25 protein-coding genes are annotated in these 21,623 nt (G+C 64.9%); 14 read left to right on the forward strand and 11 right to left on the reverse strand.

All coding sequences use genetic code 11. From position 1 onward, the window contains the following. Window positions 1–72 precede the first annotated feature (72 nt). Entirely contained in the window at window positions 73–843 is a 771-nt protein-coding gene (locus tag WFP44_RS14120; RefSeq protein ID WP_336927252.1) for a L,D-transpeptidase family protein, read from the forward strand. Here the strand turns inward: WFP44_RS14120 and tilS are convergent. The 4 genes from tilS to ptsP form a co-directional block, all read right to left on the reverse strand. Then, entirely contained in the window at window positions 812–1,786 is a 975-nt protein-coding gene (gene tilS, locus WFP44_RS14125) for a tRNA lysidine(34) synthetase TilS (RefSeq protein ID WP_336927253.1), read from the reverse strand. The two genes, WFP44_RS14120 and tilS, sit on opposite strands and share 32 nt — an antisense overlap. Next, window positions 1,752–2,744 (reverse strand): tetratricopeptide repeat protein, encoded by a 993-nt coding sequence (locus WFP44_RS14130; RefSeq protein WP_336927254.1) that lies wholly within the window; start codon window positions 2,742–2,744, stop codon window positions 1,752–1,754. Before WFP44_RS14130 ends, tilS begins: the two co-directional genes overlap by 35 nt. 147 nt (window positions 2,745–2,891) lie before the next feature. Beyond that, window positions 2,892–3,869 (reverse strand): helix-turn-helix domain-containing protein, encoded by a 978-nt coding sequence (locus tag WFP44_RS14135; protein ID WP_336927256.1) that lies wholly within the window; start codon window positions 3,867–3,869, stop codon window positions 2,892–2,894. A gap of 124 nt (window positions 3,870–3,993) precedes the next feature. Then, window positions 3,994–6,267, reverse strand: coding sequence for a phosphoenolpyruvate--protein phosphotransferase (ptsP, locus tag WFP44_RS14140; protein ID WP_336927257.1), 2,274 nt, complete (start codon window positions 6,265–6,267; stop codon window positions 3,994–3,996). A gap of 63 nt (window positions 6,268–6,330) precedes the next feature. Here ptsP and WFP44_RS14145 point away from each other — a divergent pair, with 63 nt between their 5' ends. Continuing rightward, the gene (locus tag WFP44_RS14145; protein WP_336927258.1) at window positions 6,331–6,456 is read left to right on the forward strand and encodes a hypothetical protein; all 126 of its coding nucleotides are present in this window, start codon (window positions 6,331–6,333) and stop codon (window positions 6,454–6,456) included. A gap of 39 nt (window positions 6,457–6,495) precedes the next feature. Here WFP44_RS14145 and WFP44_RS14150 read toward each other — a convergent pair whose 3' ends face one another. After that, entirely contained in the window at window positions 6,496–6,651 is a 156-nt protein-coding gene (locus tag WFP44_RS14150; protein WP_336927259.1) for a DUF465 domain-containing protein, read from the reverse strand. Window positions 6,652–6,855: 204 nt separating this feature from the next. On the opposite strand from WFP44_RS14150, the gene WFP44_RS14155 reads away from it, so the two are divergent. Together WFP44_RS14155 and WFP44_RS14160 are read left to right on the forward strand one after the other, a co-directional pair. Further along, complete coding sequence (locus WFP44_RS14155) at window positions 6,856–7,053, forward strand: YdcH family protein (protein WP_336917650.1); 198 nt, start codon at window positions 6,856–6,858, stop codon at window positions 7,051–7,053. 117 nt (window positions 7,054–7,170) lie between these two features. Next, window positions 7,171–7,638, forward strand: coding sequence for a DUF1465 family protein (locus WFP44_RS14160; protein WP_336927261.1), 468 nt, complete (start codon window positions 7,171–7,173; stop codon window positions 7,636–7,638). 3 nt (window positions 7,639–7,641) lie between these two features. Here the strand turns inward: WFP44_RS14160 and glpK are convergent, their stop codons facing one another. Then, window positions 7,642–9,117, reverse strand: coding sequence for a glycerol kinase GlpK (glpK, locus tag WFP44_RS14165; RefSeq protein ID WP_336927263.1), 1,476 nt, complete (start codon window positions 9,115–9,117; stop codon window positions 7,642–7,644). Between the two features lie 137 nt (window positions 9,118–9,254). Between glpK and WFP44_RS14170 the strand changes: the two genes are divergently transcribed. The 3 genes from WFP44_RS14170 to WFP44_RS14180 all read left to right on the forward strand — a co-directional run bounded on the left by WFP44_RS14170 (window position 9,255) and on the right by WFP44_RS14180 (window position 12,181). Then, window positions 9,255–10,133 carry an MBL fold metallo-hydrolase gene (locus tag WFP44_RS14170; protein ID WP_336927264.1) on the forward strand — a complete coding sequence of 293 codons (879 nt, stop codon included), beginning with the start codon at window positions 9,255–9,257 and terminating at the stop codon, window positions 10,131–10,133. A gap of 53 nt (window positions 10,134–10,186) precedes the next feature. Then, window positions 10,187–11,173 (forward strand): quinolinate synthase NadA, encoded by a 987-nt coding sequence (gene nadA, locus WFP44_RS14175; protein WP_336927265.1) that lies wholly within the window; start codon window positions 10,187–10,189, stop codon window positions 11,171–11,173. 123 nt (window positions 11,174–11,296) lie between these two features. Then, window positions 11,297–12,181, forward strand: coding sequence for an HpcH/HpaI aldolase/citrate lyase family protein (locus WFP44_RS14180; RefSeq protein ID WP_336927266.1), 885 nt, complete (start codon window positions 11,297–11,299; stop codon window positions 12,179–12,181). A gap of 16 nt (window positions 12,182–12,197) precedes the next feature. Here WFP44_RS14180 and WFP44_RS14185 read toward each other — a convergent pair whose 3' ends face one another. Together WFP44_RS14185 and lipB are read right to left on the reverse strand one after the other, a co-directional pair. Continuing rightward, window positions 12,198–12,479: a hypothetical protein gene (locus tag WFP44_RS14185; RefSeq protein ID WP_336927267.1), complete on the reverse strand. Its 282-nt coding sequence runs from the start codon at window positions 12,477–12,479 to the stop codon at window positions 12,198–12,200. 3 nt (window positions 12,480–12,482) lie between these two features. After that, window positions 12,483–13,136 (reverse strand): lipoyl(octanoyl) transferase LipB, encoded by a 654-nt coding sequence (lipB, locus tag WFP44_RS14190; protein WP_336927268.1) that lies wholly within the window; start codon window positions 13,134–13,136, stop codon window positions 12,483–12,485. 76 nt (window positions 13,137–13,212) lie between these two features. On the opposite strand from lipB, the gene WFP44_RS14195 reads away from it, so the two are divergent. Then, complete coding sequence (locus tag WFP44_RS14195) at window positions 13,213–14,031, forward strand: glycerophosphoryl diester phosphodiesterase membrane domain-containing protein (protein WP_336927270.1); 819 nt, start codon at window positions 13,213–13,215, stop codon at window positions 14,029–14,031. Window positions 14,032–14,044: 13 nt separating this feature from the next. Here WFP44_RS14195 and WFP44_RS14200 read toward each other — a convergent pair whose 3' ends face one another. Continuing rightward, window positions 14,045–14,671: a class I SAM-dependent methyltransferase gene (locus WFP44_RS14200; protein ID WP_336927271.1), complete on the reverse strand. Its 627-nt coding sequence runs from the start codon at window positions 14,669–14,671 to the stop codon at window positions 14,045–14,047. Between the two features lie 117 nt (window positions 14,672–14,788). Here WFP44_RS14200 and WFP44_RS14205 point away from each other — a divergent pair, with 117 nt between their 5' ends. After that, entirely contained in the window at window positions 14,789–14,962 is a 174-nt protein-coding gene (locus WFP44_RS14205) for a hypothetical protein (RefSeq protein WP_336927272.1), read from the forward strand. 28 nt (window positions 14,963–14,990) lie between these two features. Further along, entirely contained in the window at window positions 14,991–17,090 is a 2,100-nt protein-coding gene (locus WFP44_RS14210; protein WP_336927273.1) for a TonB-dependent receptor, read from the forward strand. A gap of 24 nt (window positions 17,091–17,114) precedes the next feature. Here the strand turns inward: WFP44_RS14210 and WFP44_RS14215 are convergent, their stop codons facing one another. Both WFP44_RS14215 and WFP44_RS14220 read right to left on the reverse strand, forming a co-directional pair. Next, window positions 17,115–17,675 (reverse strand): (2Fe-2S)-binding protein, encoded by a 561-nt coding sequence (locus tag WFP44_RS14215; RefSeq protein ID WP_336927274.1) that lies wholly within the window; start codon window positions 17,673–17,675, stop codon window positions 17,115–17,117. Between the two features lie 18 nt (window positions 17,676–17,693). After that, window positions 17,694–18,467, reverse strand: coding sequence for a class II aldolase/adducin family protein (locus WFP44_RS14220; RefSeq protein WP_336927275.1), 774 nt, complete (start codon window positions 18,465–18,467; stop codon window positions 17,694–17,696). A 72-nt stretch (window positions 18,468–18,539) separates the two neighbouring features. Here WFP44_RS14220 and WFP44_RS14225 point away from each other — a divergent pair, with 72 nt between their 5' ends. The 4 genes from WFP44_RS14225 (at window position 18,540) to WFP44_RS14240 (ending at window position 21,619) form a co-directional block, all read left to right on the forward strand. Continuing rightward, window positions 18,540–19,145, forward strand: coding sequence for a VOC family protein (locus WFP44_RS14225; protein WP_336927276.1), 606 nt, complete (start codon window positions 18,540–18,542; stop codon window positions 19,143–19,145). Between the two features lie 13 nt (window positions 19,146–19,158). Next, window positions 19,159–20,457, forward strand: coding sequence for an MFS transporter (locus tag WFP44_RS14230; RefSeq protein WP_336927277.1), 1,299 nt, complete (start codon window positions 19,159–19,161; stop codon window positions 20,455–20,457). A gap of 78 nt (window positions 20,458–20,535) precedes the next feature. Further along, window positions 20,536–21,069, forward strand: a complete 534-nt coding sequence (locus tag WFP44_RS14235) for a 2,4'-dihydroxyacetophenone dioxygenase family protein (RefSeq protein ID WP_336927278.1) — start codon at window positions 20,536–20,538, stop codon at window positions 21,067–21,069. Between the two features lie 13 nt (window positions 21,070–21,082). Continuing rightward, window positions 21,083–21,619: a 2,4'-dihydroxyacetophenone dioxygenase family protein gene (locus WFP44_RS14240; RefSeq protein WP_336927279.1), complete on the forward strand. Its 537-nt coding sequence runs from the start codon at window positions 21,083–21,085 to the stop codon at window positions 21,617–21,619. Window positions 21,620–21,623: the final 4 nt, after the last annotated feature.

The raw sequence follows: 21,623 nt of genomic DNA on the forward strand, positions 1-21,623 counted from the left end.
CAGGCGTCCAGAATCGGGACTTGCGCCGGGAAGCCGTTGGATTATCGGCAGATCGGGCGCATAATCACGCCCATGGACGCAATCGTGAAATGGATCGGGGGAACGACCCTGGTGGTGCTGGTGATGATCGGCACGCTCGTGTTTGGCGGCAACGCGCTGATCGCAGGCGATACCGAGCGGGAGACAGCAAGCTGGCTCGCGGCCGAAGATGTGCTGGGCGAGGAAGCGCCGCTGGCGGGTGCGGCTGAGGGGATCGATTTCACCGCCGATGCGCGCCATGCGCAAATACCCGCCTTTGTCTCCGAACCCGTGGTGCAACAGGCGCCTGCTTACGATGCCGACAACCCATTCGTCATCAAGCGCGTGCTGCCGATCGACGGCCCGATCCGCTACGGCGAATGGCACTGGGACGATGAAGGCGTGCCTGCCGGGCCGCTGGTTGTCACGGTGGACTTGCAAGCGCGCGTCATCAGCGTTTTCCGCAACGGGTATGAAATCGGCGCAGCGGCCGCGATGCTGGGCACGCCCGAACATCCCACGCCCGTGGGCAGCTTCCCGATCCTGACCAAGGAACGCCACAACGTATCGGAAAAATACAACAACGCCCCCATGCCCTGGACGCTGCGCCTGACTTGGGACGGGATCGCGATCCACGGCGGCTCAACCGTGGAGCGCGGCTATGCCAGCCACGGCTGCATCGGGGTGCCGGATGAATTTGCCAGCCGCCTGTTCGCGATTGCCCGCGTGGGCGACCGGGTGATCATCACCAACGGCCAGCGCGCCGGGATTGGCACGCCGCTCGCCAACGGAACTAGCCCGATTTCCGCGGCGGTTCGGGGCTGAACAGCCACGCGCCATTTTCCACGCGGGCGAGCACTCCTGCCAAGGACGCGCTCTGACCTTGCGCGAGGCGCTCCACCATGCGCGCCAGATCAGTGCGGCTGACCTCCCCGCCCAGCCTGCGCAGGATGCGACGCACAATCTCGACATTGGCAAAAGCGCTGACGCAAGGGGCAAAGCGCCATTGCTGTCCCTGGCACGAAACGCGGTTGAGCCAATCGCCCTCGACCGTCTGCTCCACAAACGCCTCGGCCTCGGCCAGCAGGCGTGCACTGCGCGCCAGCGCCAGCGGATCGAGCCAGTCGGCCCGCGCCAGTTCCTGCCTTATGCGCACACGGTCGTAATCGGCATTGCTGTTGGAGGGATCCTGCGCCGGGGTGATGGCGGCGAGGCGGCAGATGGCCGCCAGCTCGGCACGCCGCCAATCGAGCAAGGGGCGGATTACGCGCAGATTGCCAATCGCACCCGTTGAACGCACGCCCGCCAGTCCCGCAAGCCCGCTGCCCCGGTTGAGGCGCATCAGCAGCGTTTCGGCCTGATCATCGGCATGATGCGCGGTGGCGACGGCGGCAAGGCCCTGCCGAACCGCCCAATCCTCCAGCGCGGCATATCGCGCGCGGCGTGCCTCTGCCTGCACATTGCCCGGCGCCACATCGACGCTCAGGATGTCGCAGGCAATGCCAAGCACGGCACAAACCTGCGCCACCAGCGCACCTTCCTCTGTCGCTTCGGGGCGCAAGCCATGATCGACCGTCGCCACGGCAAAGCGGCCAGGAATGGCGGCGTGGGCGAGCAAGAGCATCGCCAGAGAATCCGGCCCGCCGCTGACCGCAAGGCCAATGCGGCCATCGCCAGCGTTCAGCCGATCGAGTGCCGCCTTGAATCGCCCCGCCAATTCGGCCGGGATGGCCTTACTGGCAGCGGACACGGCCCCGCGCTGCGTCATATTGCTGCGCCAGCCGCCCGGTGGCAAGCGCGGGATAGGTTTCCCCGAACTCTGCCAGCGCGATGCAGGCGCGGTTGGTGTCGTTCAGCGCAATCATGCTCTCTGCCAGGAACAGCAGGCTGTCGGGCGCACGGGCGGCCTGCTTGTTCGCCTGGTAGTTTTCAAAGAAGAAGGTAGCCGCGCGGCGCGGATCGCCCGCATCCAGATAGGCCCGGCCCAGCAGGTTTCGGCCAAAGGTGACGCGCGGATGGTTGGGGTAACGTTCGAGGAACAGCGCGAGTTGCTGCTGCGCTTCCGGATAGAGCTGCGCTTCCCACAGGCGGAAGCCATAGACATATTCGTCATCGCCCGGATCGGCGGTGGCGGGCTTGAGCACGGCCTGCACCCGCGCCAGCCGCTCGGCACTGGGTGCCGGGGCTGCGGCAGCGGGCGCAGCGGCGGCAGCGGCGGCGGGCGCTGTAACCGCACCGCTTGCCGCACCGCCCGAAGCGCTGGCCGAAGCGCTGGCCGAAGGGGCCGGCAGCGTCGGCAAGGCCTGCGCCACAGGGGCCGATGCGGCGCGTTGCTCCAGCGCAGCCAGGCGGGTTTCCATTTGCATCAGCGCGTTCTGATTGATCTCGGTCGCCTCGGTCATCCGGGCCAGTTGCAGTTCGATCGCTTCCAGCCGGTCAAGCACCCCGGTCAGCGCGCCGGGCGTGGGCGCATTGGCCGAAGGCGTGGGCGCATTGGCCGAAGGCGCGGTGATCTCGGCTTCGAAAAAGCGCTGGTCACCGCCGGGAAAGACCGCCCGCTGCAAGGCACGCAGCTGGCGTTCAATGCTTTGCAGACGCTGGTCGGCCGAGGGCTGGCTTTGCGCCCACGCAGCTTGCGGCACCGTTCCCAGCGCCAGCCCCACTGCCATCAGCGATGCGGTCACCGCCGTTCCTGATCCGCGCCAGAATGCCATTGTGCGAGCCATCCCAATCCTTCCTTTCACAAGGGCCGCCTGCTGCTGCATGGGCAGGCCCCCTATTCCCCATTTGCCAGTTGCCAACCGAATAGCGGATTAACCACGCCGCGGGGAGGTGCGCGAGGACGAAATCCCCTGCGGGCTTTACCTAAACGTCTATTGCGCCGGCGATTCCTGGGCCCCGCCGGCATCGCGTTCGGGCGCCGGGGCAATCTCAGGCGATGCGGTAGGCGTGTCGGCAGGGATTGCGGTTGCCGTTCCCGCAGTGCGCGGGGCGGATGGTGCTGTCGGCCGGCGGCTGGCCGCGGCCTGCGTCGCTGGCGGAACCGCCGCCGGGCTGACGCTTGCGGCGGGGGGCGCGGCGCGGGCCAGCAGCGATGCAGCGTCAACCGGCACATTGCTTACCGTTTGCGGCAGAGTGGACAAGGGCGGCACCGCCCGCCCGCCCACTGTCACCTCAAGCAGATCGGGCCGCCCGGTCAGGATCCGCGGCCCGCTGGCATCGGCTGGCACGGTGTAGCTTTGCCCGGCAGCCAGTTCGCCTTCCATCAAACGCGTGCCGTCGCTGTTGGAAAAGCGCACCCAGACCGTATCCCTGGCCGTGAAGGTAACCGCTCCCGATGCATCTGCCATGGCCGGGGCAGCGGCATCGGCCCCGCCAGACTGTCCCGCCTCCACCTGCTCGTCGACAAGCGAGGGCAATTGCGCGGCGGGCGCAAACAGCACGCGCGCGGCCATGAACAGGCCCGCCAGCAATACGACCACCGCAATCGCTGAAATCCACACCAGCTGCCCGGACGGCGCGCGCGCGGGATCGCCCGGCTCATATGTCTGGCGCTGGTCGCGTTCGCTGGGGCCGAGTTGGTCGAGTTCCACCCGGACTGCGGCGACAATCGCTTCCTCGTCCAGCCCGGATTCGCGCGCCATCGTGCGGGCAAACCCCACGGCATAGGCGCGGCCGGGCAGCGCGGACAGATTGCCCGCCTCGATCGCCATAATCTGCCGCTGCGGGATACGCGTGCGTTCGGCCATCTGCGCGATGCTGAGACCCATCTTCTCGCGCGCCAGACGCAATTGCGCGCCAGTGCCCTTGGGCACCAACGACTCTTCAGGCATTTCAATCTGTTCGGTCATCAATTTCCCGCCGACCCCTGGCGCAGTCCCCGTCCCAAAACGGGCCCCGCAGCTTTGCGCGCCACAATGCGGCTGAGGCATGACAAGTCAAGGACAGTGACGCCAGAACGCCGTTATTCTGCGCCTATTCCACGTCGATGCCGCGTTCCTCCGCCCAGGCCTGCAGGCTGGCGCGCATCGAGGGCGGCGGATTGGCGAGCCAGCCGTTCATCGCCTCGGCAATTTCGCGGGCATCCACCTGCCGGGCCAGCGCCTTTATCGGGCCGACAGCGGCCGGCGTGATCGACAGGCGGCGGATGCCCAGCCCGATCAGCGCCAGCGCTTCCAGCCGCCGCCCGCCCATTTCGCCGCACACGCCCAGATGCACCGGCCAGCCCGAACAATTCACCACCACCCGCTTCAAAAAGCGCAGGATCGCCGGGCTGAGCCAGTCATAGCGTTCGGCCAGCGCCGGATTGGCCCGGTCCGCCGCAAACAGGAACTGCGTCAGATCGTTGGTGCCGATCGAGATGAAGGAAATGCGCGGCAGCAACAGGTCGAGCGTCTCGGCCAGCGAAGGCACTTCCAGCATCACGCCATAGCGAATGGCGCTGGGCAATTTGCGCCGCTGCTTGCGCAGGAAATCGAGCTGGTGCTGGAACACCGCCCGCGCTTCGTCAAACTCCCACGGTTCGCTCACCATCGGAAACATCACGTTGAGTTCGCGCCCCGCCGCCGCTTCCAGCAAGGCGCGCGCCTGGCTTTTCATCAGCCCGCCGCGTTCCATCGCCAGACGCAGCGCGCGCCAGCCCATCGCCGGGTTTTCGTCCTCGCGGCTGGTATCGCTGGCGAGATAAGGCAACGATTTGTCCCCGCCGATATCGACCGTGCGGAAGATCACGCGCTTGTCGCCTGCCGCTTCCAGCACATCGCGGTAGAGGCGTGTCTGTCGGTCACGCTGCGGCAATTGCGCCGAGACGAGAAACTGGAATTCCGTGCGGTAAAGGCCGATGCCATCGGCGCCGGTCACGCCCAGCATCGCCACATCGTCGCGCAGGCCCGCATTCATCATCACCTCGATCCGCTCGCCATCGCGGGTGAAGGGTTCGACATCGCGCAGCTTGGCGTATTCGGCCAGCCTCTGCTTGCGCGCCGCGAGCCGCGTTTCGAAGGAATCGAGCACACCCTGTGCCGGGCGCAGCGTGACCGAGGCGGCATCGCCATCCACCAATACCGTATCGCCTTCGCGCACCAGGCCGCGTACATTGCGCACACGTCCGATCACCGGCACGCCCATCGCGCGCGCCACGATCACCACATGGGCAGTCAGACTGCCTTCTTCGAGCACCACGCCTTTCAGGCGGCGCTTGTCATATTCGAGGAGTTCAGCCGGGCCGAGGTTCTTGGCGATCAGCACCGTATCACCTTGCAGGCCCATGCTGGCCGCCGTGCCCAATTGGCCCGACACAATGCGCAGCAGACGGTTGGACAGATCCTCCAGATCGTGCATCCGGTCGGCCAGCAGCGGATCCGAAATCTCGCGCATCCGCTGACGGGTGCGTTGCTGCACGCGCTCGATCGCGGCTTCGGCCGTCAGCCCGCTGTCGATCGCCTCGTTGATGCGGCGGCTCCAGCCTTCGTCGTAGGCAAACATCTTGTAGGTTTCGAGCACCTCCTCGTGCTCGCCCCCGGTACCGAAATCGGCCTGCCCCGCCATCTGATCGATCTGCTCGCGCATCTTGTCAAAGGCGAGGTAGACGCGCTGGCGTTCGGCCTCGATATCGTCGGCCATGGTCTGTTCGATATGCACGCGCGGCTGGTGGAACACCGCCTTGCCCAGCCCCAGACCTTTCACCAGACCCAGCCCGGCAATCACCTGCTGCCCGCTTTGCGCCCCTGATCGCTGGCCCAGATCCTCCTCGTCCACCAGCCCGGCATTGTGGATCAGTTCAGCCAGCACCATGGCGACGGTTTGCAGGGCTTCCAGTTCGACATCTTCATACCGGCGCGGCTCCACGTGCTGCACGGTCAGCACGCCGATCGCCCGCTCGCGCCGTACGATGGGAACACCGGCAAAGGAGTGGAACTTTTCCTCGCCCGTTTCGGGGCGGTACTGGAATTCGGGATGCGTGGCGGCCTCATCCAGGTTCAGCGTTTCGATATTGGCCGCAATCGTGCCCGTCAGCCCCTCGCCAATGCCCAGCCGGGTGACGTGAACCGCGCTCTGGTTCAGGCCGCGCGTGGCGAAGAGTTCGAGCATCCCTTCGCGCAGCAGATAGACCGAGCACACCTCGCTATCCAAGGCATCACCGATGATCTCCACCACCTGGTTCAGCTTGGCCTGCGCATGGCTGCGCGCGGCCATCACTTCGTGCAGGCGGGTAAGGATCGATCTGGCGGCTGCGGCGGCTCCTGGCATGGCAGCAAGGCCTATAGCATTACGCAGCCTTTGGAAACGGGTTGCGGCAAGGGGATAGCACCGATGTCATTCAATCAGGCCGGCAATCAGGCCGGCAATCCGGCAGGGCAATCGGGCAGGAACATCTTGCAGGGCGGCTTGCCCGGTCTGGCGGAGGCGGAGAGGGCGCGGCTGTTCCGCCGACCCTGACCGCCGCCGCCGCCGGTCAATCCAATGCCCAGAAGGCCATCACTGGAACGAAATCTCCTCCTTCAGGCGGAGCTTCTGCTTCTTGAGCTTCTGGATCATCGACATATCGGGCGCAGGTCGGCTCATCTCCTCCTTGAGACGGCGTTCCAGCCCTTCATGCTTGGCCTGAAGGGAAGCGATATGCGAATGTTCCATGGGCGTTCTCCTGTCGTAGGGGCACCTTCGGGAAAGGCACCCTCAGCGAACACAAACGCGACTCGCAACTCGTTCACGAGCCGCGCAATTGTCATCAAATCACAGAAGCCCTAGATCAGCAATGCAGGCCTGCTACGAGGCGTTGCATTGACGGGCCGGAAAGAATGCGGCCCTACGACGCGCAAACACATGAGGGATGGCAGCTTGACCGAACAGGAAATGCGCAAGCGGCTGACCCAACTCAAGGTCGAACACCGCGATCTTGACGCCGCCATCGCTGCGCTCAGCGAAACCGGCAGCGGCGACCAGTTGCAGATCGCGCGCCTGAAGAAGCGCAAGCTGGCGCTGAAGGATCAGATCGCGCTGCTTGAAGATTACCTCACGCCCGACATTATCGCCTGATACGCGGGCGCGAAGCCTCGCGCCAAAGCGTTTCGCGGCGGGACAACCCAATTCGATCTGGGGAATTGCGTCTTGCACCACTGGCGAAAGGGCCCCGCGCAGGCTAGCGATCGAACTATGGGAGAGCCAGCCGACATCAGCCCCGCCATCGTGGATGCGCTTTACGGCGATGCGCTGGCGCTGGCGGATGAAGCGCGCGCCGCGTTCGACCTGTCGGGACGGCTCGACGCCTTGAGCGGCGACCCGCAAGTGGCGCGCATTGCCTTGTCCTGCGAAGCGCTGCGCACCACCACGCGAATGATGCACGCGCTGGCCTGGCTGCTTAATCATCGCGCCTATTTTGCCGGCGAATTGTCCGAATTTCAGCTGCGCCGCCATGGCCGCCTGCCGCCCGCCCAGCCCGAAAGCGAACCGGAACATTTCGCACTGCTTCCGCTCCCGCTGCAGGATCTGGTTCTGCGCACGCGGCGCTTCTATGCGCGGATCGAACGGCTGGATCAGGCTTGGCAAAGCCGATTCACCATGCAGCCCGCCGCCGTGCACCGCCTTCGCCAGCGGCTGGGTCAGGCCGTGCAGGGCCTCTAGCCGCTAGATCCGGCTGAGCGCTGCCCGCCAATGCGCATTTCGCGCCGCGCGCGTGCCACCGTCCATTTGCGGCATGAAGCGTTCCGCCTCACCACGCATCGCGGCAGCGGCATCGGGCAGGCTGGCGTGAATGCCCGCCCCCACTGCAGCCAGCATGGCTGCGCCCAGCGCCGTGGTTTCGGCCAGCGCCGGGCGGATCACCGGCAGATCGAGGATGTCGGCAATGTCCTGCACCATCCAATCATTCGCCACCATGCCGCCATCGACCTTCAGGCACGACCACTGCGCGCCATCGGCGGCAAAGGCCGCGGCAAGGTCTGCCGTCTGGTGCGCCATCGCTTCCAGCCCGGCGCGCACCAGATGCGCCTTCGTGCTGCCCAGCGTCAGCCCGGTGATCAGCCCGCGCGCATCGGGTTGCCAATGCGGCGCGCCAAGGCCCGAATGTGCGGGCACCAGCGCCACACCGCCATTGTCGGGCACAGATCGCGCGAGCGCCTCGGTCTCGGCTGCGCTGGAAATCACCCCCAGGCTGTCACGCAGCCATTTGATGAGCGATCCGGCGACGAAAACCGACCCTTCCAGCGCATAGGTGCGCTGGCCGCCAAGCTGCCACAACACCGTGCCCAGCAGGCGGTGCGCGGAGCGCGGCACGGTATGGCCCATATTCGCCAGCACAAAGGCACCGGTGCCATAGGTCGCCTTGGTCTCGCCGGGAGAAAGGCAGGCCTGCCCGATCGTGGCCGCCTGCTGATCGCCTGCCATGCCGCAGATTGGCACGGGCGCCCCCAGCAAATGCGGCGCCGTGGTCGCCAGTGCGCCCGCATTGTCGCACAAGGCTGGCAGACAGGCGCGCGGCACGCCGAACAGGGCGAGCAGTTCCTCGTCCCAATCCGCGCCGTCCAGCGCCAGCAGCAGGGTGCGGCTGGCATTGGTCGCATCGGTGATATGCGCTTGGCCCCCGGTCAGCTTGAACACCAGCCAGCTTTCCACCGTGCCCAGAGCCAGCCGCCCTTCGCGCGCAGCATCAGCCACGGCAGGCACATTGTCGATCAGCCAGCGCATCTTGGTGGCGGAGAAATAGGGGTCGAGCAGAAGCCCCGTCTTTGCCTGCACCGCCGCTTCGTGGCCTGCCGCCTTCAGCGCCGCGCACGCCTCGCCCGTGCGCCGGTCCTGCCACACGATCGCGGGCGCAAGCGGCTCTCCGCTCAAACGGTCCCACGCCACCACGGTTTCGCGCTGGTTGGTAATGCCGATGGAGGCGATATTTCGGGCGCCGCCCGCCTGCCCTGCCATGTCGAGCGCGCAGGCGAGCGTGCGCGTCCATATCTCGTTCGCGTCATGCTCCACCCACCCGGCAGCCGGATAGTGCTGCGTCAAATCGCGCTGCGCCACGCCCTGCACCGTGCCTGCCCTGTCGAACAGCATGGCGCGGGTGGAAGTGGTGCCTTCGTCTAGGACAAGGATCAGCTTTTGGGTCATCGATCTTCCCTCCCGCTTGCGGGAGGGGCCGGGGGTGGGCCGAACCGCAATGCCGCGCTCGCTTCATGCCCACCCCTTGCCCCTCCCGCAAGCGGGAGGGGTGACTCTTGTGCCCCGACCGGGCTAGGGGCTTGCCCATGTCGCTGCCCCCGCAACCCTGGCCTACGGGTCTTGCCGATCAGGTGGAACCGCTGGTGGCGCGCGTGCTGGCGCCCAACGGTTCGCCTTTCACCTTTACCGGCACGCAAACCTATCTTGTCGGATCAGGGGAAGGGCTGGCAGTGATCGACCCCGGCCCGGACGACCCTTCGCATCTGGCTGCGCTTGAGGCCGCGATTGCAGGACGGCCGGTGATGGCGATCATGTGCACCCATACGCACCGCGACCACTCCCCCGCCGCTGCACCGCTGGCCCGGATTACGGGCGCGCCCATTATCGGCTGCGCGCCCCTGCATATCGAAAGCGACGCGCCGCGCGTCGATGCTCCGTTCGACAAGGGCTATTCGCCCGACAGGGTGCTGGCCGATGGCGAGCAGGTGTGCGGCCCCGGCTGGACTCTCACCGCTGTCGCCACCCCCGGCCATACCTCCAACCATTTGTGCTATGCTCTGGAGGAAAGTTCCGCGCTGTTCACCGGCGATCATGTGATGGCCTGGTCCACCAGCGTCGTTGTCCCGCCCGATGGCGACATGGCCGATTACATGGCCAGCCTCGACAAGGTCTACGCCCGCGACGACCGCATCTATTACCCCGCGCATGGCCCGGCGGTGACCAAGCCCCGTCAGCTTGTGCGCGGCATGATCGGCCACCGCCTGATGCGCGAGCGGCAGATCGTGAAGCTGCTCACCGAAGAACCGCGCTCCATCGCCGCGCTGGTTCCGGTGATGTACAAGGGCGTGGCCGAATATCTCTGGCCCGCGGCCGCGCAAAGCGTGCACGCCCACCTCCTCGATCTGGAACGGCGCGGGCTGGTTCGCCTTGACACGGACAAATGGTATCCGGCCCCAAAGCGGTAATGCAATCGGCGCCGGGCGCGCTATATGGCGGGCACACAGGCAAGGAACCCGAGATGAGCGTCCAGTCCCCCAACCCCGTCGGCACCGATCTGATCGCGGAGATCAACCGCCTGCGCAAGGAACGCAACGCGGTGATCCTGGCGCATTATTACCAGCGCCCCGAATTGCAGGATCTGGCCGATTTTGTTGGCGATTCGCTGGAATTGAGCCGCAAGGCGGCCGAAACCGATGCTGATGTGATCGCCTTTTGCGGGGTCAAGTTCATGGCCGAAACCGCCAAGATCCTCTCACCCGACAAGATCGTGGTGCTGCCCGACATGGAAGCCGGCTGTTCGCTGGAAGACAGCTGCCCGCCCGAAAAGTTCGCCGCCTTCCGCGAACGCCACCCCGATCACATCGCGCTGACCTACATCAACTGCTCGACCGAGGTGAAGGCGCTGTCCGACATCATCGTCACCAGTTCATCCGCAGAAACGATCCTGTCGCAGATCCCGGCGGATCAGAAGATCATCTTCGGGCCGGACCGGCATCTGGGCGGTTACCTTTCGCGCAAGTTCAACCGCGAGATGCTGCTGTGGCCGGGCGTGTGCATCGTGCACGAGGCCTTCAGCGAGCGTGAATTGCTGAAGCTGAAGGCCGAACATCCCGATGCGCCCGTCGCCGCGCACCCCGAATGTCCGCCGCATATCATCGACCATGCCGATTATGTCGGCTCGACCAGCGGCATCCTCAATTTTGCCAAGACCTTCCCCGGCGACACCCTGATCGTGGCGACCGAGCCGCACATCATCCACCAAATGGAAAAGGCGCTGCCCGAAAAAACCTTCATCGGCGCACCGGGCGCGGACGGCAACTGCAACTGCAATATCTGCCCCTATATGGCGCTCAACACGCTGGAGAAACTCTACACCGCGCTGCGCGATCTGGAACCGCGCATCGAGATTGAGGAATCCTTGCGCCTCAAAGCCAAGCAGAGCCTCGACCGGATGCTGGACATGGCCAGCGGCACCGTGGGCAAGGGCGATCTGGGGGCGCGGTAAACGACAGTCTTCCTACCTGCGCTTGCGCCCCTACCCCGCGCTTAACCCTGTCCGTCCACGTGTTTCCAACGCCTTGCCTCTAAGCGCCAGCCGGTTAAGGCACTTTGGGAGAGGACCCTGCCAATGAAAACCCGTTCCTGGCTGTTCGTGCCGGGTGACAGCGAGGCGAAGCTGGCCAAGGCGCCAAGCGTGGGCGCGGATATTGTCGTGGTGGATCTGGAGGATGCCGTCGCGCTTCCCGCCAAGCCTGCCGCGCGTGACCTTGCGGCGCGGTGGCTGGGCGCGCACAGCCGGCAGGTTATCGCCGGCGGCAGGTTTGGCCGGTTTGTCCGCATCAATTCGCTCAGCAGCCATTTGTGGCGCGATGATCTGCTCGCGGTGATGCAGGGCCAGCCCGATGGCATCATGGTGCCCAAGGTGGCGGGGCCGGATCAACTGCGCATTCTGGCCGCCGAGATTTACGAGCAGGAGCAGCGCAACGCCATCCCCTCCGGCTCCACTCGCATCCTGCCGCAACTGGGCGAAACGCCGCTTTCGGCTCTCAGCATCCCGGATTACGCAAGGGAGGAATTGCCGCGCCTCGCGGGCCTGACGTGGGGCGCGGAGGATCTGGCCAGCGCCATCGGTGCCGCGCGCAAACGCGACACAGCCGGGCAATGGACCGATGTGTTCCGCATGGTGCGCGCGCAAGTGCTGCTCGCCGCGCGCAGCCGCAATCTGCCGCCGATTGACACAATCCATGCCGATTACCGGGATTTGTCTGCGCTGAAGGCGATTGCCGAGGCGTCCTGCGCCGATGGCTTTGCCGGTATGCTGGCGATTCATCCGGATCAGGTGCCATTCATCAATGCCGCCTTTACCCCTACGCCCGAACAGGTCGAACAGGCGCAGGCCATTGCCGATCTGTTTGCCGCCAATCCGGGCGCGGGCGCCTTGCCGCTGGACGGGCGCATGGTGGAAAAGCCGCATCTGGATTGGGCGCGGCGGATACTGGGCAGCGCAGGCTGATTGCCAGACCGCCTGGCTAGTCTGCGGCGCTTTCCGGCTCCGCCTCGGACATATCTTCTGGTGCCTGCGCGGGCGCCGCGCCTGCGGGCCCGGTGGCTGGGGCGGTGGGCGTGTCTTCGATCAGTGGCGGTTCGCTGCGCGTGCTGTCGATCGGCAGCATGGCATCGCTGATCGATCCCGGCAGCACTTCGCCCGAACTGCTGCCAGCCTCTGTGACGGGCGCAGCACCGTCACCGCAGGCAGCCAGTGCCAGCAAGGGGGCGAGCGGAGCAAGTGCGAGACGGCGGAACGGCGGCATCGGTTAATCCTCCAGCGCGGCCAGAAACGCGCCGCTTGTGCCCCGCAATGCCTCATCCCACGCCCCCGGCGCAAGCGCGATGCCCAGCTTTTCCAGGCTGGTCACGCCGTATTCGGCAATGCCGCAGGGCACGATCCCGCCGAAATGCGACAGGTCGGGCGCAAGGTTTACCGCAAGGCCATGCAGTGTCACCCAGCGGCGCACACGCACCCCGATCGCGCCGATCTTGGCCTCGCTTCCGTCCACATCGCGCGTCCAGATGCCCACGCGGTCGGGCACCGCCCAGCTTTCCACGGCAAAGGTGCCCAGCGTAGCGATCACCCAGCCTTCCAGCGCGTGGACGAACCGGCGCACATCGCGCCCGCGCCGGTCAAGGTCGAGGAGCACATAGGTCACCCGCTGGCCCGGCCCGTGATAGGTGTGCCGCCCGCCGCGCCCGGTTTCGACCACTTCGAAACGCGGATCGAGCACTTCCGCCGGGTCGGCGCTGGTGCCGGCGGTGTAGACGGGCGGATGTTCGAGCAGCCAGATGAGTTCATCCGCCGAGCCTGCACGAATGGCCGCCGCGCGCGCCTCCTGCTCGGCCAGCGCCTGCGCGTAAGGCACCGGCTCTGGCGACACGCGCCATTCGGGAAAGGCAGGATCGGCTTGCTTCATTTCGAAGCGATTGCGTGGCGAAGGGCAAAGCGTTTATCAAGTCCCCTTCTAACCGGGGTGAAGGGCCAACCGCATAATGACATTCGACATGAACCGCACCTGGGCCCACTCGCTCGCCATGGTGCGGGCGAACTGGCAGTTTCTTTCGCTGATCGCCGGGGTTTTCTTCCTGCTGCCCAATCTGGTTCTGGTGATTGCCATGCCGGACATGATGGGGATGCTGATCGGGCCCGGCGGCGACCCGGAGCAGATGGCGGAGCAACTGGCGGCGCAAGTGGGGCCGCTGCTGTTCGTGGTGATGCTGGCCGCGCTGTTTTCCATGCTGGGTTACGGCGCGATGGTCGCGCTGCTTGGCCCGTCGCGCCCCACCGTGGGCGAAGCGCTGGGTGCGTCGCTTCGCGCCTTCCCCGTGCTGCTGGGAACGCTGGCGATCGGGGTGATCGGTTACAGCGCGGTGGTCATCATCGGTGCGCTGGCCGTGGGATTGATCGGCGCCGTTCTGGCGGTTGCGGTGGGGCAGGCGGTCGCTGCAACAATCGGCGTGATCCTACTGATCGCGGTGCTTTTCGCGCTGGCTCTGCGGTTCATTCTGGTGGTGCCGGTGGTGATGCTGGAGGGGGAGCGCAATCCGATCGCCCCCTTCCAACGTTCCTGGCGCCTGACTAAGCCTGTGCGGCGGCAATTGGTGCTGTTCTTCTTCCTGCTAATGATCGCCTATCTGGTGATTTCCATGCTGCTGTTCTCCGTGGTGGGTCTGGCAGGCAGCCTGTTTGTCACCGGGCTGATCAATGGCGTCGCCGGGGCGGCAGTGGCCGTGGTGCTCACCGCCATTCTGGTATCCTTATGGGAACAGCTCTCGGGCAATGCACAGGGAACGGCCAGCGCCTTCGACTAGGCGCAGGCGCGGCTCAGGCTTTCCATCCCCAGGCGAGCAGGCAGGGCGGCACATTGGCCCATACGCGGCAGCTTTCCACGCGGGGGAAATAGCGCGCGGTCAAATCGCGTGCGGCGCTGGCATATTGATAGGTGAGGAACGCGCCGCCCTTGCGCAGCACGCGCTGGGTGGCTGCCGCAATGGCCGGGCCAACCCCATCGGGAAGCGTGGAAAACGGCAGGCCCGACAGAACGTAATCCGCCTGTTCGTGCCCGATTGAACGGATAATCTCCTCCACATCCTCGGCCGAGCCGAGCACGGCGTGAAACCGGCTGTCGGTTATCGCTCGGGACAGGTAATCAATATAAAGCGGATTGGTGTCGATCACCAGCAGCTCCGCATCGCGCGGCAAGCGGTCGAGCACGGGCTGGCAGAAGGTGCCCACACCGGGGCCATATTCCACGAACAGCCGCGTATTGGCCCAGTCCACGCGCGACAGCATGGTGCGCACCACCACCGGGCCTGAGGGGAGGATTGCCCCCACCATGCGCGGATGTTCCAGAAAGCCGCGCAGGAAAATCCAGCCGGGGCCCTCCAATCGCGCAAGGCGGGCGCTGATCCGGTCGCGCAGGCGCGGCGTGGCAATATCATTGCTGGACATAAAGGTGGCAACTGCTCCTCATCGCACCCGTTCCCCTTGGCATGGTGTGCCACGGGCCGACGCCGGTTGATCCCGTGTCCCCGGATTGCAAATGCGGCGCCGCTTGGCAATGGGCCAATGCCGCTTCTCCCCTTGGAAGTGGTGCAGCCGGACGCCTCGCAGGCGGTCGCACGGGCGCGCCCGGCAAGGTCGGCGAAGAAATCCGCAAAGCCACGCGATTTGCTGTTGCAACTGAAAATGATTCGCAATAGGGCGCTCTTGCAAATCAATCGCAACAACATTCTGCGCTGACAGAATTCCAAGATATCAGGGGCCCTACATGATCCGCTCTGCCATCCGTTTTCGCGCCGCCATCCTTGCCGGGAGCGCGCTTGCCGTCGCCATTCCCGCCCATGCGGCCGATGACACGCAGCGCGACTATCTGGGCAGCGAGATCATCGTGACCGGCCAGCGCGAAAGCTATGTCAACAATGATGGCTCCACCGCCACCAAGACGCCCACTCCGCTGCTTAACGTGCCGCAGGCCGTCACCGTCATCACCGCCGACCAGATCGAGGATCAGGGCTTGCGCAACCTCAACGATGCGCTGCGTTTCGTGACCGGCGTGTCGCTGGGCACGGGCGAAGGGCACCGCGACCAGATCGTGCTGCGCGGACAGTCCACGACCGCCGATTTCTTCATCGACGGGCTGCGCGACGATTCGCAATATTACCGCCCGCTCTACAATGTGGAGCGGATCGAGGTGCTCAAGGGCGCCAATGCGCTGATCTTCGGCCGGGGCGCGGGCGGGGGCGCCATCAACCGTGTGATGAAGACTGCTGACACGATGACCAGCTTCGTGGGCGCCGATTTCAGCCTGGACAGCTTCGGCGGCTTTTCGGGCGCGGCGGACATCAACCAGCCGCTGACCGATACCGTGGCACTGCGCGTGACCGGCACGTATGAGGAACTGAACAACCACCGCAATTTCTACGACGGGCGCTTCTTCGGCATTTCCCCCACTCTGACGGCCGAGCTTGGCCCGAATACGCGGCTGACCGCCAGCTACACCTATGACGATGACCGGCGCGTGGTGGATCGCGGCATCCCTTCGGAGAACGGCGCGCCGCTGCGCGGGTTCGACAAGGTCTTCTTTGGTGACACCAACGGGTATAACACCAGCACCAACCAGGTGCACATTGCCCGCGCGCGGATTGATCATGCGTTCAGCGAGGCGCTCAGCTTCAACGCATCGGTGCAGTTTGCCGATTACGACAAGTTCTATGGCAATATCCTGCCCGGCGCGCTTGGCGGCCCGGCAAATGCCCGCACGGTCACCCTGTCCGGTTATGAAAGCGGCAATACGCGCCAGAACCTGATCGGCCAGGCCAATCTGATCGCCGAATTCGCCACCGGCCCCGCCACCCACACCCTGCTCGTGGGCGCAGAGGCGATGGATCAGGATTCCACCGCCATCCGCAACAATGTCAGCTTTGGCGGCGCGGGCAATGTGACGTTGCCGCTGGCCACCAGCTTCACAATCCCCGCCTTCACCATCGTTCCCAATTCGGAAAGCGAATCCAGCCTGAACACCTTGTCCTTCTATGTGCAAGACCAGATCGATTTCGGCCTTGTGCAACTGGTGGCGGGCCTGCGTTACGACCGGTTTGATCTTGAAACGCTCAACATCCGCAGCGGTTTTGCGGGTGAGCGGGTGGACGAGAAGTGGAGCCCGCGCCTGGGCGTGATCGTGAAGCCCACCGAGGCCATTTCGCTTTATGCCAGCTATGCCACCAGCTTCCTGCCGCAATCAGGCGACCAGTTTACCGTCCTGTCTGCGGTGTCCGAAACGCTGGTGCCCGAAAAGTTCGAGAACTGGGAAGCTGGCGTCAAATACGCGATCACGCCCGAACTGGTGGCAACCGCCGCCGTGTTCCAGCTGGACCGCACCAACACCCAGTCGCCCGATCCCGCCAATCCGGGCCAGATCATCCTGACCGGGGCCACGCGAACCAAGGGGATCGAGCTGAGTCTGGCGGGGGAAGTGTCCAGGGATCTGCAACTGACGCTGGGCTACACCCTGCTTGACGGCAAGATCACCCGCACCACCAGCTCTGCCCCGGCGGGCCGCGAATTGGCGCAGGTGCCCGGCCATCAGGTCAGCGCCTGGGCGCGCTATCAGCTGACGCGGCAATTCGGTATCGGCGCAGGGTTGATCCACCAGTCGAGCCAGTACACCACGCTCACCAATGCGGTGGAGCTGCCGTCCTATGCCCGCGTCGATGCGGCGCTGTATTACGATGTCAGCCCTGAACTGACGCTTCAGCTGAATGTCGAAAACCTGTTCGACGCGACCTATTACCCCTCGTCGCACAACGACAACAACATCCAGCCAGGCGAGCCTTTCAACGCCACGCTCAGCGCGCGGATCCGGTTCTGAGGATACCGAAAAGGGGCGGCGGGTTTAATCGCCGCCCGCTTCCGCTGCCGGGGATCTGCTCATCGCGGGCACGGCCAGCGCCGCATCGGCCGGGTCGATCCCCGGCGCAGGCGCGGCGTCGATGCGTTCGCGCCGCCGCGCCACGCGGCCCGCACGCTGGATCGCCGCCACCAGCCGCGGATAGACGCCGCAGCGGCACAGATTGGGCACGGCAGCGACAATCTCCTCCTCTGACGGAGAGGGATTACGCGCAATCAGCGCCGCCGCCGCCATCACGATGCCCGGCGTGCAGAACCCGCACTGGATCGCCTGTTCGGCCACCAGCGCCTGTTGCACCGGATGGCTTCGATCACGGCTCAGCCCCTCGATCGTGGTGACAAAGCGCCCCTCGGCCTCGGCCAGAGTGACAAGGCAGGATCGCAGCGCCTCGCCGTCAATCAGCACCATGCACGCGCCGCAATCGCCCACGCCGCAGCCATATTTGGTGCCGGTCAGGTTCGCCGCATCGCGCAGCGCCCACAGCAGCGGGGTCTGCGCGTCCATATCGAACTGAACCGGGCGGTCATTGAGCGTGAGAGCGGGCATAAAATCAGCAAGTTACCTTCAATTGCGCCAGCTGGGATCGATCCGGTCTATCCGTCTTGTCCACGCGCGGAAATCCAGCTTGCCGAAATCATCCACAAGCATCAGGTCACGGTCGCGCTGGTGCACCTCGATAACTTCGGGTGGCACCACGATCGGCTCGCCCATCGCCAGCGTCTTGACCTGCACCTCGCAGGCGCGCTGGAACATATAATACAGGAAGAACATCTCGTAGATGGTCTTGCCCATCAGCACCGGGCCATGGTTGCGCAGCATCAGCACCTGACGGTTGCCCAGATTGCGCACCAGCCGCTCGCCTTCCTCGGCGCGCACGGTGATGCCTTCAAAATCGTGATAGCCAACCAGCCCTTCGAAGAAGCAGGAATAGAAGTTGGTCGGGGTCAGCCCCTCTTTCGAACAGCATACCGCCATCGTATCGGGCGTATGCGTGTGGACGATGGCGTGCGCCCAGTCGAGCGCGCGGTGGAAGGTGGCGTGCTGCGTAAATCCGGCCAGGTTCACCGGATGCGGACTGTCCGACAGCTTGTTGCCATCGCCGTCGATCTTGATGAGATTGCTCGCCGTCACCTCGTCCCACATCAGGCCGAAGGGGTTGATCAGGAACGCGTCCCGTTCCCCCGGCACGCGCAGGGTGATGTGGTTGTAGATGCCTTCGCACCAGCCCATGTGGTCGAAGATGCGGTAGCAGGCGGCAAGGTCCAGCCGCGCCTGCCATTCTTCCGGGCTGCAATCGATGGGCGGCGTGCTTTCGCTGGGTTTGATCTGCGTGGCCATGGCTGTGTTCCTCTCTCTCCTGCAAACCGGATAGCACAGCGAAGTTGACTTTGTCAGCGCGAGTTGCGAGCGATGCAGGTGCACGACCGGAAACATACCGGCGGCACGGGACAATTCGGGGAGGATTCGCGGGTGACGCAGGAGCTGGGCTTTGGCCAGCCAATGGGGGGTGTGGCGCAGACCGCCTTCATCGTGCCCGATCTGGAGGCGGCGATCCGCCACTGGGCTACCGATATGCGCGCCGGGCCGTTCTTCGTGCTGCCACATCTGCTCGTGCCGGGCCAAACCTATCGCGGCGCCGAAAGCCGCGCTGATGTGACGCTGGCGATGGGCTTTGCCGGCCACATGATGATCGAACTGATCCAGCCGCTGGATGACAACCCTTCGGTCTACCGCGAAACCATCGAGGCGCGCGGTTACGGTTATCACCACATGGGGATCGCCTGCGCCGATGTGGAAGCCGATGTCGCCGCCTATTCGCAGCGCGGCTGGCACGAGGCGTACCGCGCCGCAGTGCCCACCGGGGGCGAGGTGGTCTATCTCGACAATGGCAGCGGCGCTGCCACCGGCTTCATCGAACTGCTGCCGGTGACACCCGGCATGGACGCAACCTTCACCCGTTTCTGGGAAGCAAGCCGCAACTGGGACGGCCGCGACCCCATCCGCCCCTTCGCCTGAGGATCACGACATAATGGCCCATGCACCCGATACCGCAGCCGGAACCACCGGCAACTGGATGAAGAACTCACCCGCCTACCAAACGCTGCTGGTGTTCCTGCTGGCGCTCAATTTCGGCATCGTGTTCTTCGACCGGCAGGCGCTCAACGCGCTGATGCCGTTTGTGGAGCCCGACCTGCAACTCAGCCAGACGCAGATCGGCCTGCTCGCCAGCGGCCTTTCGTTCAGCTGGGCGATTGCCGCCTTCTTCGTGGGCCGCCTGTCCGACAGCCTGGGCAAGCGCAAGCTGCTGCTGGTGATCGCCACCGTGGCCTTTTCGCTGTGTTCGTTCCTGTCAGGGATCGCCACCAGCTTCCTGTTCCTGTTCGCTGCCCGCCTGCTGATGGGCGCGGCCGAAGGCGGCGTGATGCCGATCAGCCATGCGATGGTCGCCTCCGAAGTCGATCCCAAGCGACGCGGGCTGGCGCAGGGCGTGGCGCAGAATCTGGGCTCCAACCTTTTGGGCAGCTTTGCCGCGCCGGTGGTGCTGGTGTGGTTTGCGACCATGTTCAGCTGGCGCGAGGCGTTCTACCTTGCCGCCGTGCCGGGCCTGATTTCCGCCGCGATGATCTGGTTCATGCTGCGCGAGCCGGAAATGCCCAAGGCCCCGCCCAAGCCCAAGCAGAGCCTTGGCGCCTCCTTCTCCGATTACCTGAAGGAAATCGGCGCGGCGATGAAGGTGCGCAATATGTGGATCTGTGTGGTCGTGGGCGTTTTGATGGTGGCGCATTTCGTCACCACCTGGGCCTTCATGCCGCTCTATCTCACCACGGTTAAGGGCTATGACCCCACCACGATGAGCTGGATCATGGGGTCGCTGGGCATTGCCGCGGCGATCTATTCCTTCACCATTGCAGGCCTGTCCGATTACATCGGCCGCAAGCCGGTGATGGTGTGGTTGCCCTTCCTGGCCGTGCTCGGCCCATTGGGCGCGATGTATTGGGAAGGCGGGGCGATTGGCCTTGCCGCGATCTTCTTCGTAGGGTGGGCGGTGAACGGCGTGTTCCCGATCTTCATGGCCACCATCCCGTCCGAAACCTTTGAAGCCCGCCATCACGCGACCGTGCTGGGCCTGGCGATGGGCAGCTGCGAAGTGCTGGGCGGCGTGTTCGGCCCGGTCATCGGCGGGGCGCTGAACGATGCCTTTGGCATGGACAGCTTCCTGTGGCTGCTGATCGGCCTGTCGATCGTCAGTGGCTTCATCGCCATGGGTCTGAAGGAAACCGCCCCCGCCGTGCTGGCGCGGCGCGGCGAAGCTTCCCCGGCACTTTAACGCCTGTTAGAGTGCCGGGACTTGCCGAGTCCCGCACAAGACGGGGCCGGATGTGAGAGAGCCCTGCAAGGAGAGCAAATGCCCGAAGCCCCCACGACCGAGCCATGGGCCGGCACCCCGCCTGTGCCCCATGCGCTGCGCCCCGGCGCGATGCCCGAAGCCTATATGGCCAAGATCGCCGAGGGTGACGAGCGCTATTGGGTGCCGATTGTCGAGAACGTCTATTCCAAGCCCGTCTGGATCAGCCCCACGCTGAATATGTGGGCCGATGTGCTGATGGCCAAAAAGCCGTGCATCGTGAACCGGCATTACCATCCCAAGCCGATCTGGGCCTACACGATCAGCGGCAAATGGGCCTATCTGGAGCACGACTGGACCGCGACGGCGGGCGATTTCATCTATGAAACACCGGGCGAGAGCCATACCCTCGTCGCCTATGAACACCCTGACCCGATGAAGGTATTTTTCGTCGTCTCCGGCCCGCTAATGTGGCTGGACGAACAGGGGAACACGGTGGGCCATTTCGACGTGTTCGATTACATGAAAATGGCCCGCGACCATTACGAACAGGTTGGCATCGGTGCCGCCTATGTCGACACATTGATCAGGTAAGGGAGAGTTACCAATGGCTACCATGACCGCACCCCCCAGCGACAAGGCCGAAATCGTCGATATCGGCTACCCCTACAAGGAAATCGTCGAACGCACCTCGCCCGGCGGCCGCTATATCGACGCGCTGACCGATGTGGACAGCCCCTGGGTTCCCTTTGGTGACAATGCCGCGATCAAGCATCTGGCCTTCGACGTGCGCCGCAACCTGTATTCCAACATCCTGTGGGTGAAGGGCCCCGGCGTGATCGGCACGCATTTCCACCGCGGCACGATCACCATGGTGTGCCTCGAAGGCAGCGTCCGCTATCTGGAGTATGACTGGGTCGCCAGCCCCGGCGGGCTGATCCTGGAAGTGCCGGGCGAAAGCCACACGCTCGTCACCGAACATCCCAATGGCTGCAAGCTGTTCGGCTGGATGGAAGGCCCGATCGACTTTTACGATGGCGATGCCAATCTGGTGGAAACGGTCGATGTGTTCTGGATGATCAACCATTACGAAACGCATTGCCGCGATCACCAGATGAAGCCCAACCCCAAGCTGTATCTCTAAGGGA

This window comes from Alteraurantiacibacter palmitatis (genome assembly GCF_037154115.1).
Classification (GTDB): Bacteria; Pseudomonadota; Alphaproteobacteria; order Sphingomonadales; family Sphingomonadaceae; genus Alteraurantiacibacter; species Alteraurantiacibacter palmitatis.

Excerpts from the sequence above, each read along its gene's own strand:
- WFP44_RS14120 (WP_336927252.1), top strand. The coding sequence starts at position 73 with ATGGACGCAATCGTGAAATGGATCGGGGGAACGACCCTGGTGGTGCTG.
- tilS (WP_336927253.1), bottom strand. The coding sequence starts at position 1,786 with ATGACGCAGCGCGGGGCCGTGTCCGCTGCCAGTAAGGCCATCCCGGCC.
- WFP44_RS14130 (WP_336927254.1), bottom strand. The coding sequence starts at position 2,744 with ATGGCTCGCACAATGGCATTCTGGCGCGGATCAGGAACGGCGGTGACC.
- WFP44_RS14135 (WP_336927256.1), bottom strand. The coding sequence starts at position 3,869 with ATGACCGAACAGATTGAAATGCCTGAAGAGTCGTTGGTGCCCAAGGGC.
- ptsP (WP_336927257.1), bottom strand. The coding sequence starts at position 6,267 with ATGCCAGGAGCCGCCGCAGCCGCCAGATCGATCCTTACCCGCCTGCAC.
- WFP44_RS14145 (WP_336927258.1), top strand. The coding sequence starts at position 6,331 with ATGTCATTCAATCAGGCCGGCAATCAGGCCGGCAATCCGGCAGGGCAA.
- WFP44_RS14150 (WP_336927259.1), bottom strand. The coding sequence starts at position 6,651 with ATGGAACATTCGCATATCGCTTCCCTTCAGGCCAAGCATGAAGGGCTG.
- WFP44_RS14160 (WP_336927261.1), top strand. The coding sequence starts at position 7,171 with ATGGGAGAGCCAGCCGACATCAGCCCCGCCATCGTGGATGCGCTTTAC.
- glpK (WP_336927263.1), bottom strand. The coding sequence starts at position 9,117 with ATGACCCAAAAGCTGATCCTTGTCCTAGACGAAGGCACCACTTCCACC.
- WFP44_RS14170 (WP_336927264.1), top strand. The coding sequence starts at position 9,255 with ATGTCGCTGCCCCCGCAACCCTGGCCTACGGGTCTTGCCGATCAGGTG.
- nadA (WP_336927265.1), top strand. The coding sequence starts at position 10,187 with ATGAGCGTCCAGTCCCCCAACCCCGTCGGCACCGATCTGATCGCGGAG.
- WFP44_RS14180 (WP_336927266.1), top strand. The coding sequence starts at position 11,297 with ATGAAAACCCGTTCCTGGCTGTTCGTGCCGGGTGACAGCGAGGCGAAG.
- WFP44_RS14185 (WP_336927267.1), bottom strand. The coding sequence starts at position 12,479 with ATGCCGCCGTTCCGCCGTCTCGCACTTGCTCCGCTCGCCCCCTTGCTG.
- lipB (WP_336927268.1), bottom strand. The coding sequence starts at position 13,136 with ATGAAGCAAGCCGATCCTGCCTTTCCCGAATGGCGCGTGTCGCCAGAG.
- WFP44_RS14195 (WP_336927270.1), top strand. The coding sequence starts at position 13,213 with ATGACATTCGACATGAACCGCACCTGGGCCCACTCGCTCGCCATGGTG.
- WFP44_RS14200 (WP_336927271.1), bottom strand. The coding sequence starts at position 14,671 with ATGTCCAGCAATGATATTGCCACGCCGCGCCTGCGCGACCGGATCAGC.
- WFP44_RS14205 (WP_336927272.1), top strand. The coding sequence starts at position 14,789 with ATGCCGCTTCTCCCCTTGGAAGTGGTGCAGCCGGACGCCTCGCAGGCG.
- WFP44_RS14210 (WP_336927273.1), top strand. The coding sequence starts at position 14,991 with ATGATCCGCTCTGCCATCCGTTTTCGCGCCGCCATCCTTGCCGGGAGC.
- WFP44_RS14215 (WP_336927274.1), bottom strand. The coding sequence starts at position 17,675 with ATGCCCGCTCTCACGCTCAATGACCGCCCGGTTCAGTTCGATATGGAC.
- WFP44_RS14220 (WP_336927275.1), bottom strand. The coding sequence starts at position 18,467 with ATGGCCACGCAGATCAAACCCAGCGAAAGCACGCCGCCCATCGATTGC.
- WFP44_RS14225 (WP_336927276.1), top strand. The coding sequence starts at position 18,540 with ATGCAGGTGCACGACCGGAAACATACCGGCGGCACGGGACAATTCGGG.
- WFP44_RS14230 (WP_336927277.1), top strand. The coding sequence starts at position 19,159 with ATGGCCCATGCACCCGATACCGCAGCCGGAACCACCGGCAACTGGATG.
- WFP44_RS14235 (WP_336927278.1), top strand. The coding sequence starts at position 20,536 with ATGCCCGAAGCCCCCACGACCGAGCCATGGGCCGGCACCCCGCCTGTG.
- WFP44_RS14240 (WP_336927279.1), top strand. The coding sequence starts at position 21,083 with ATGGCTACCATGACCGCACCCCCCAGCGACAAGGCCGAAATCGTCGAT.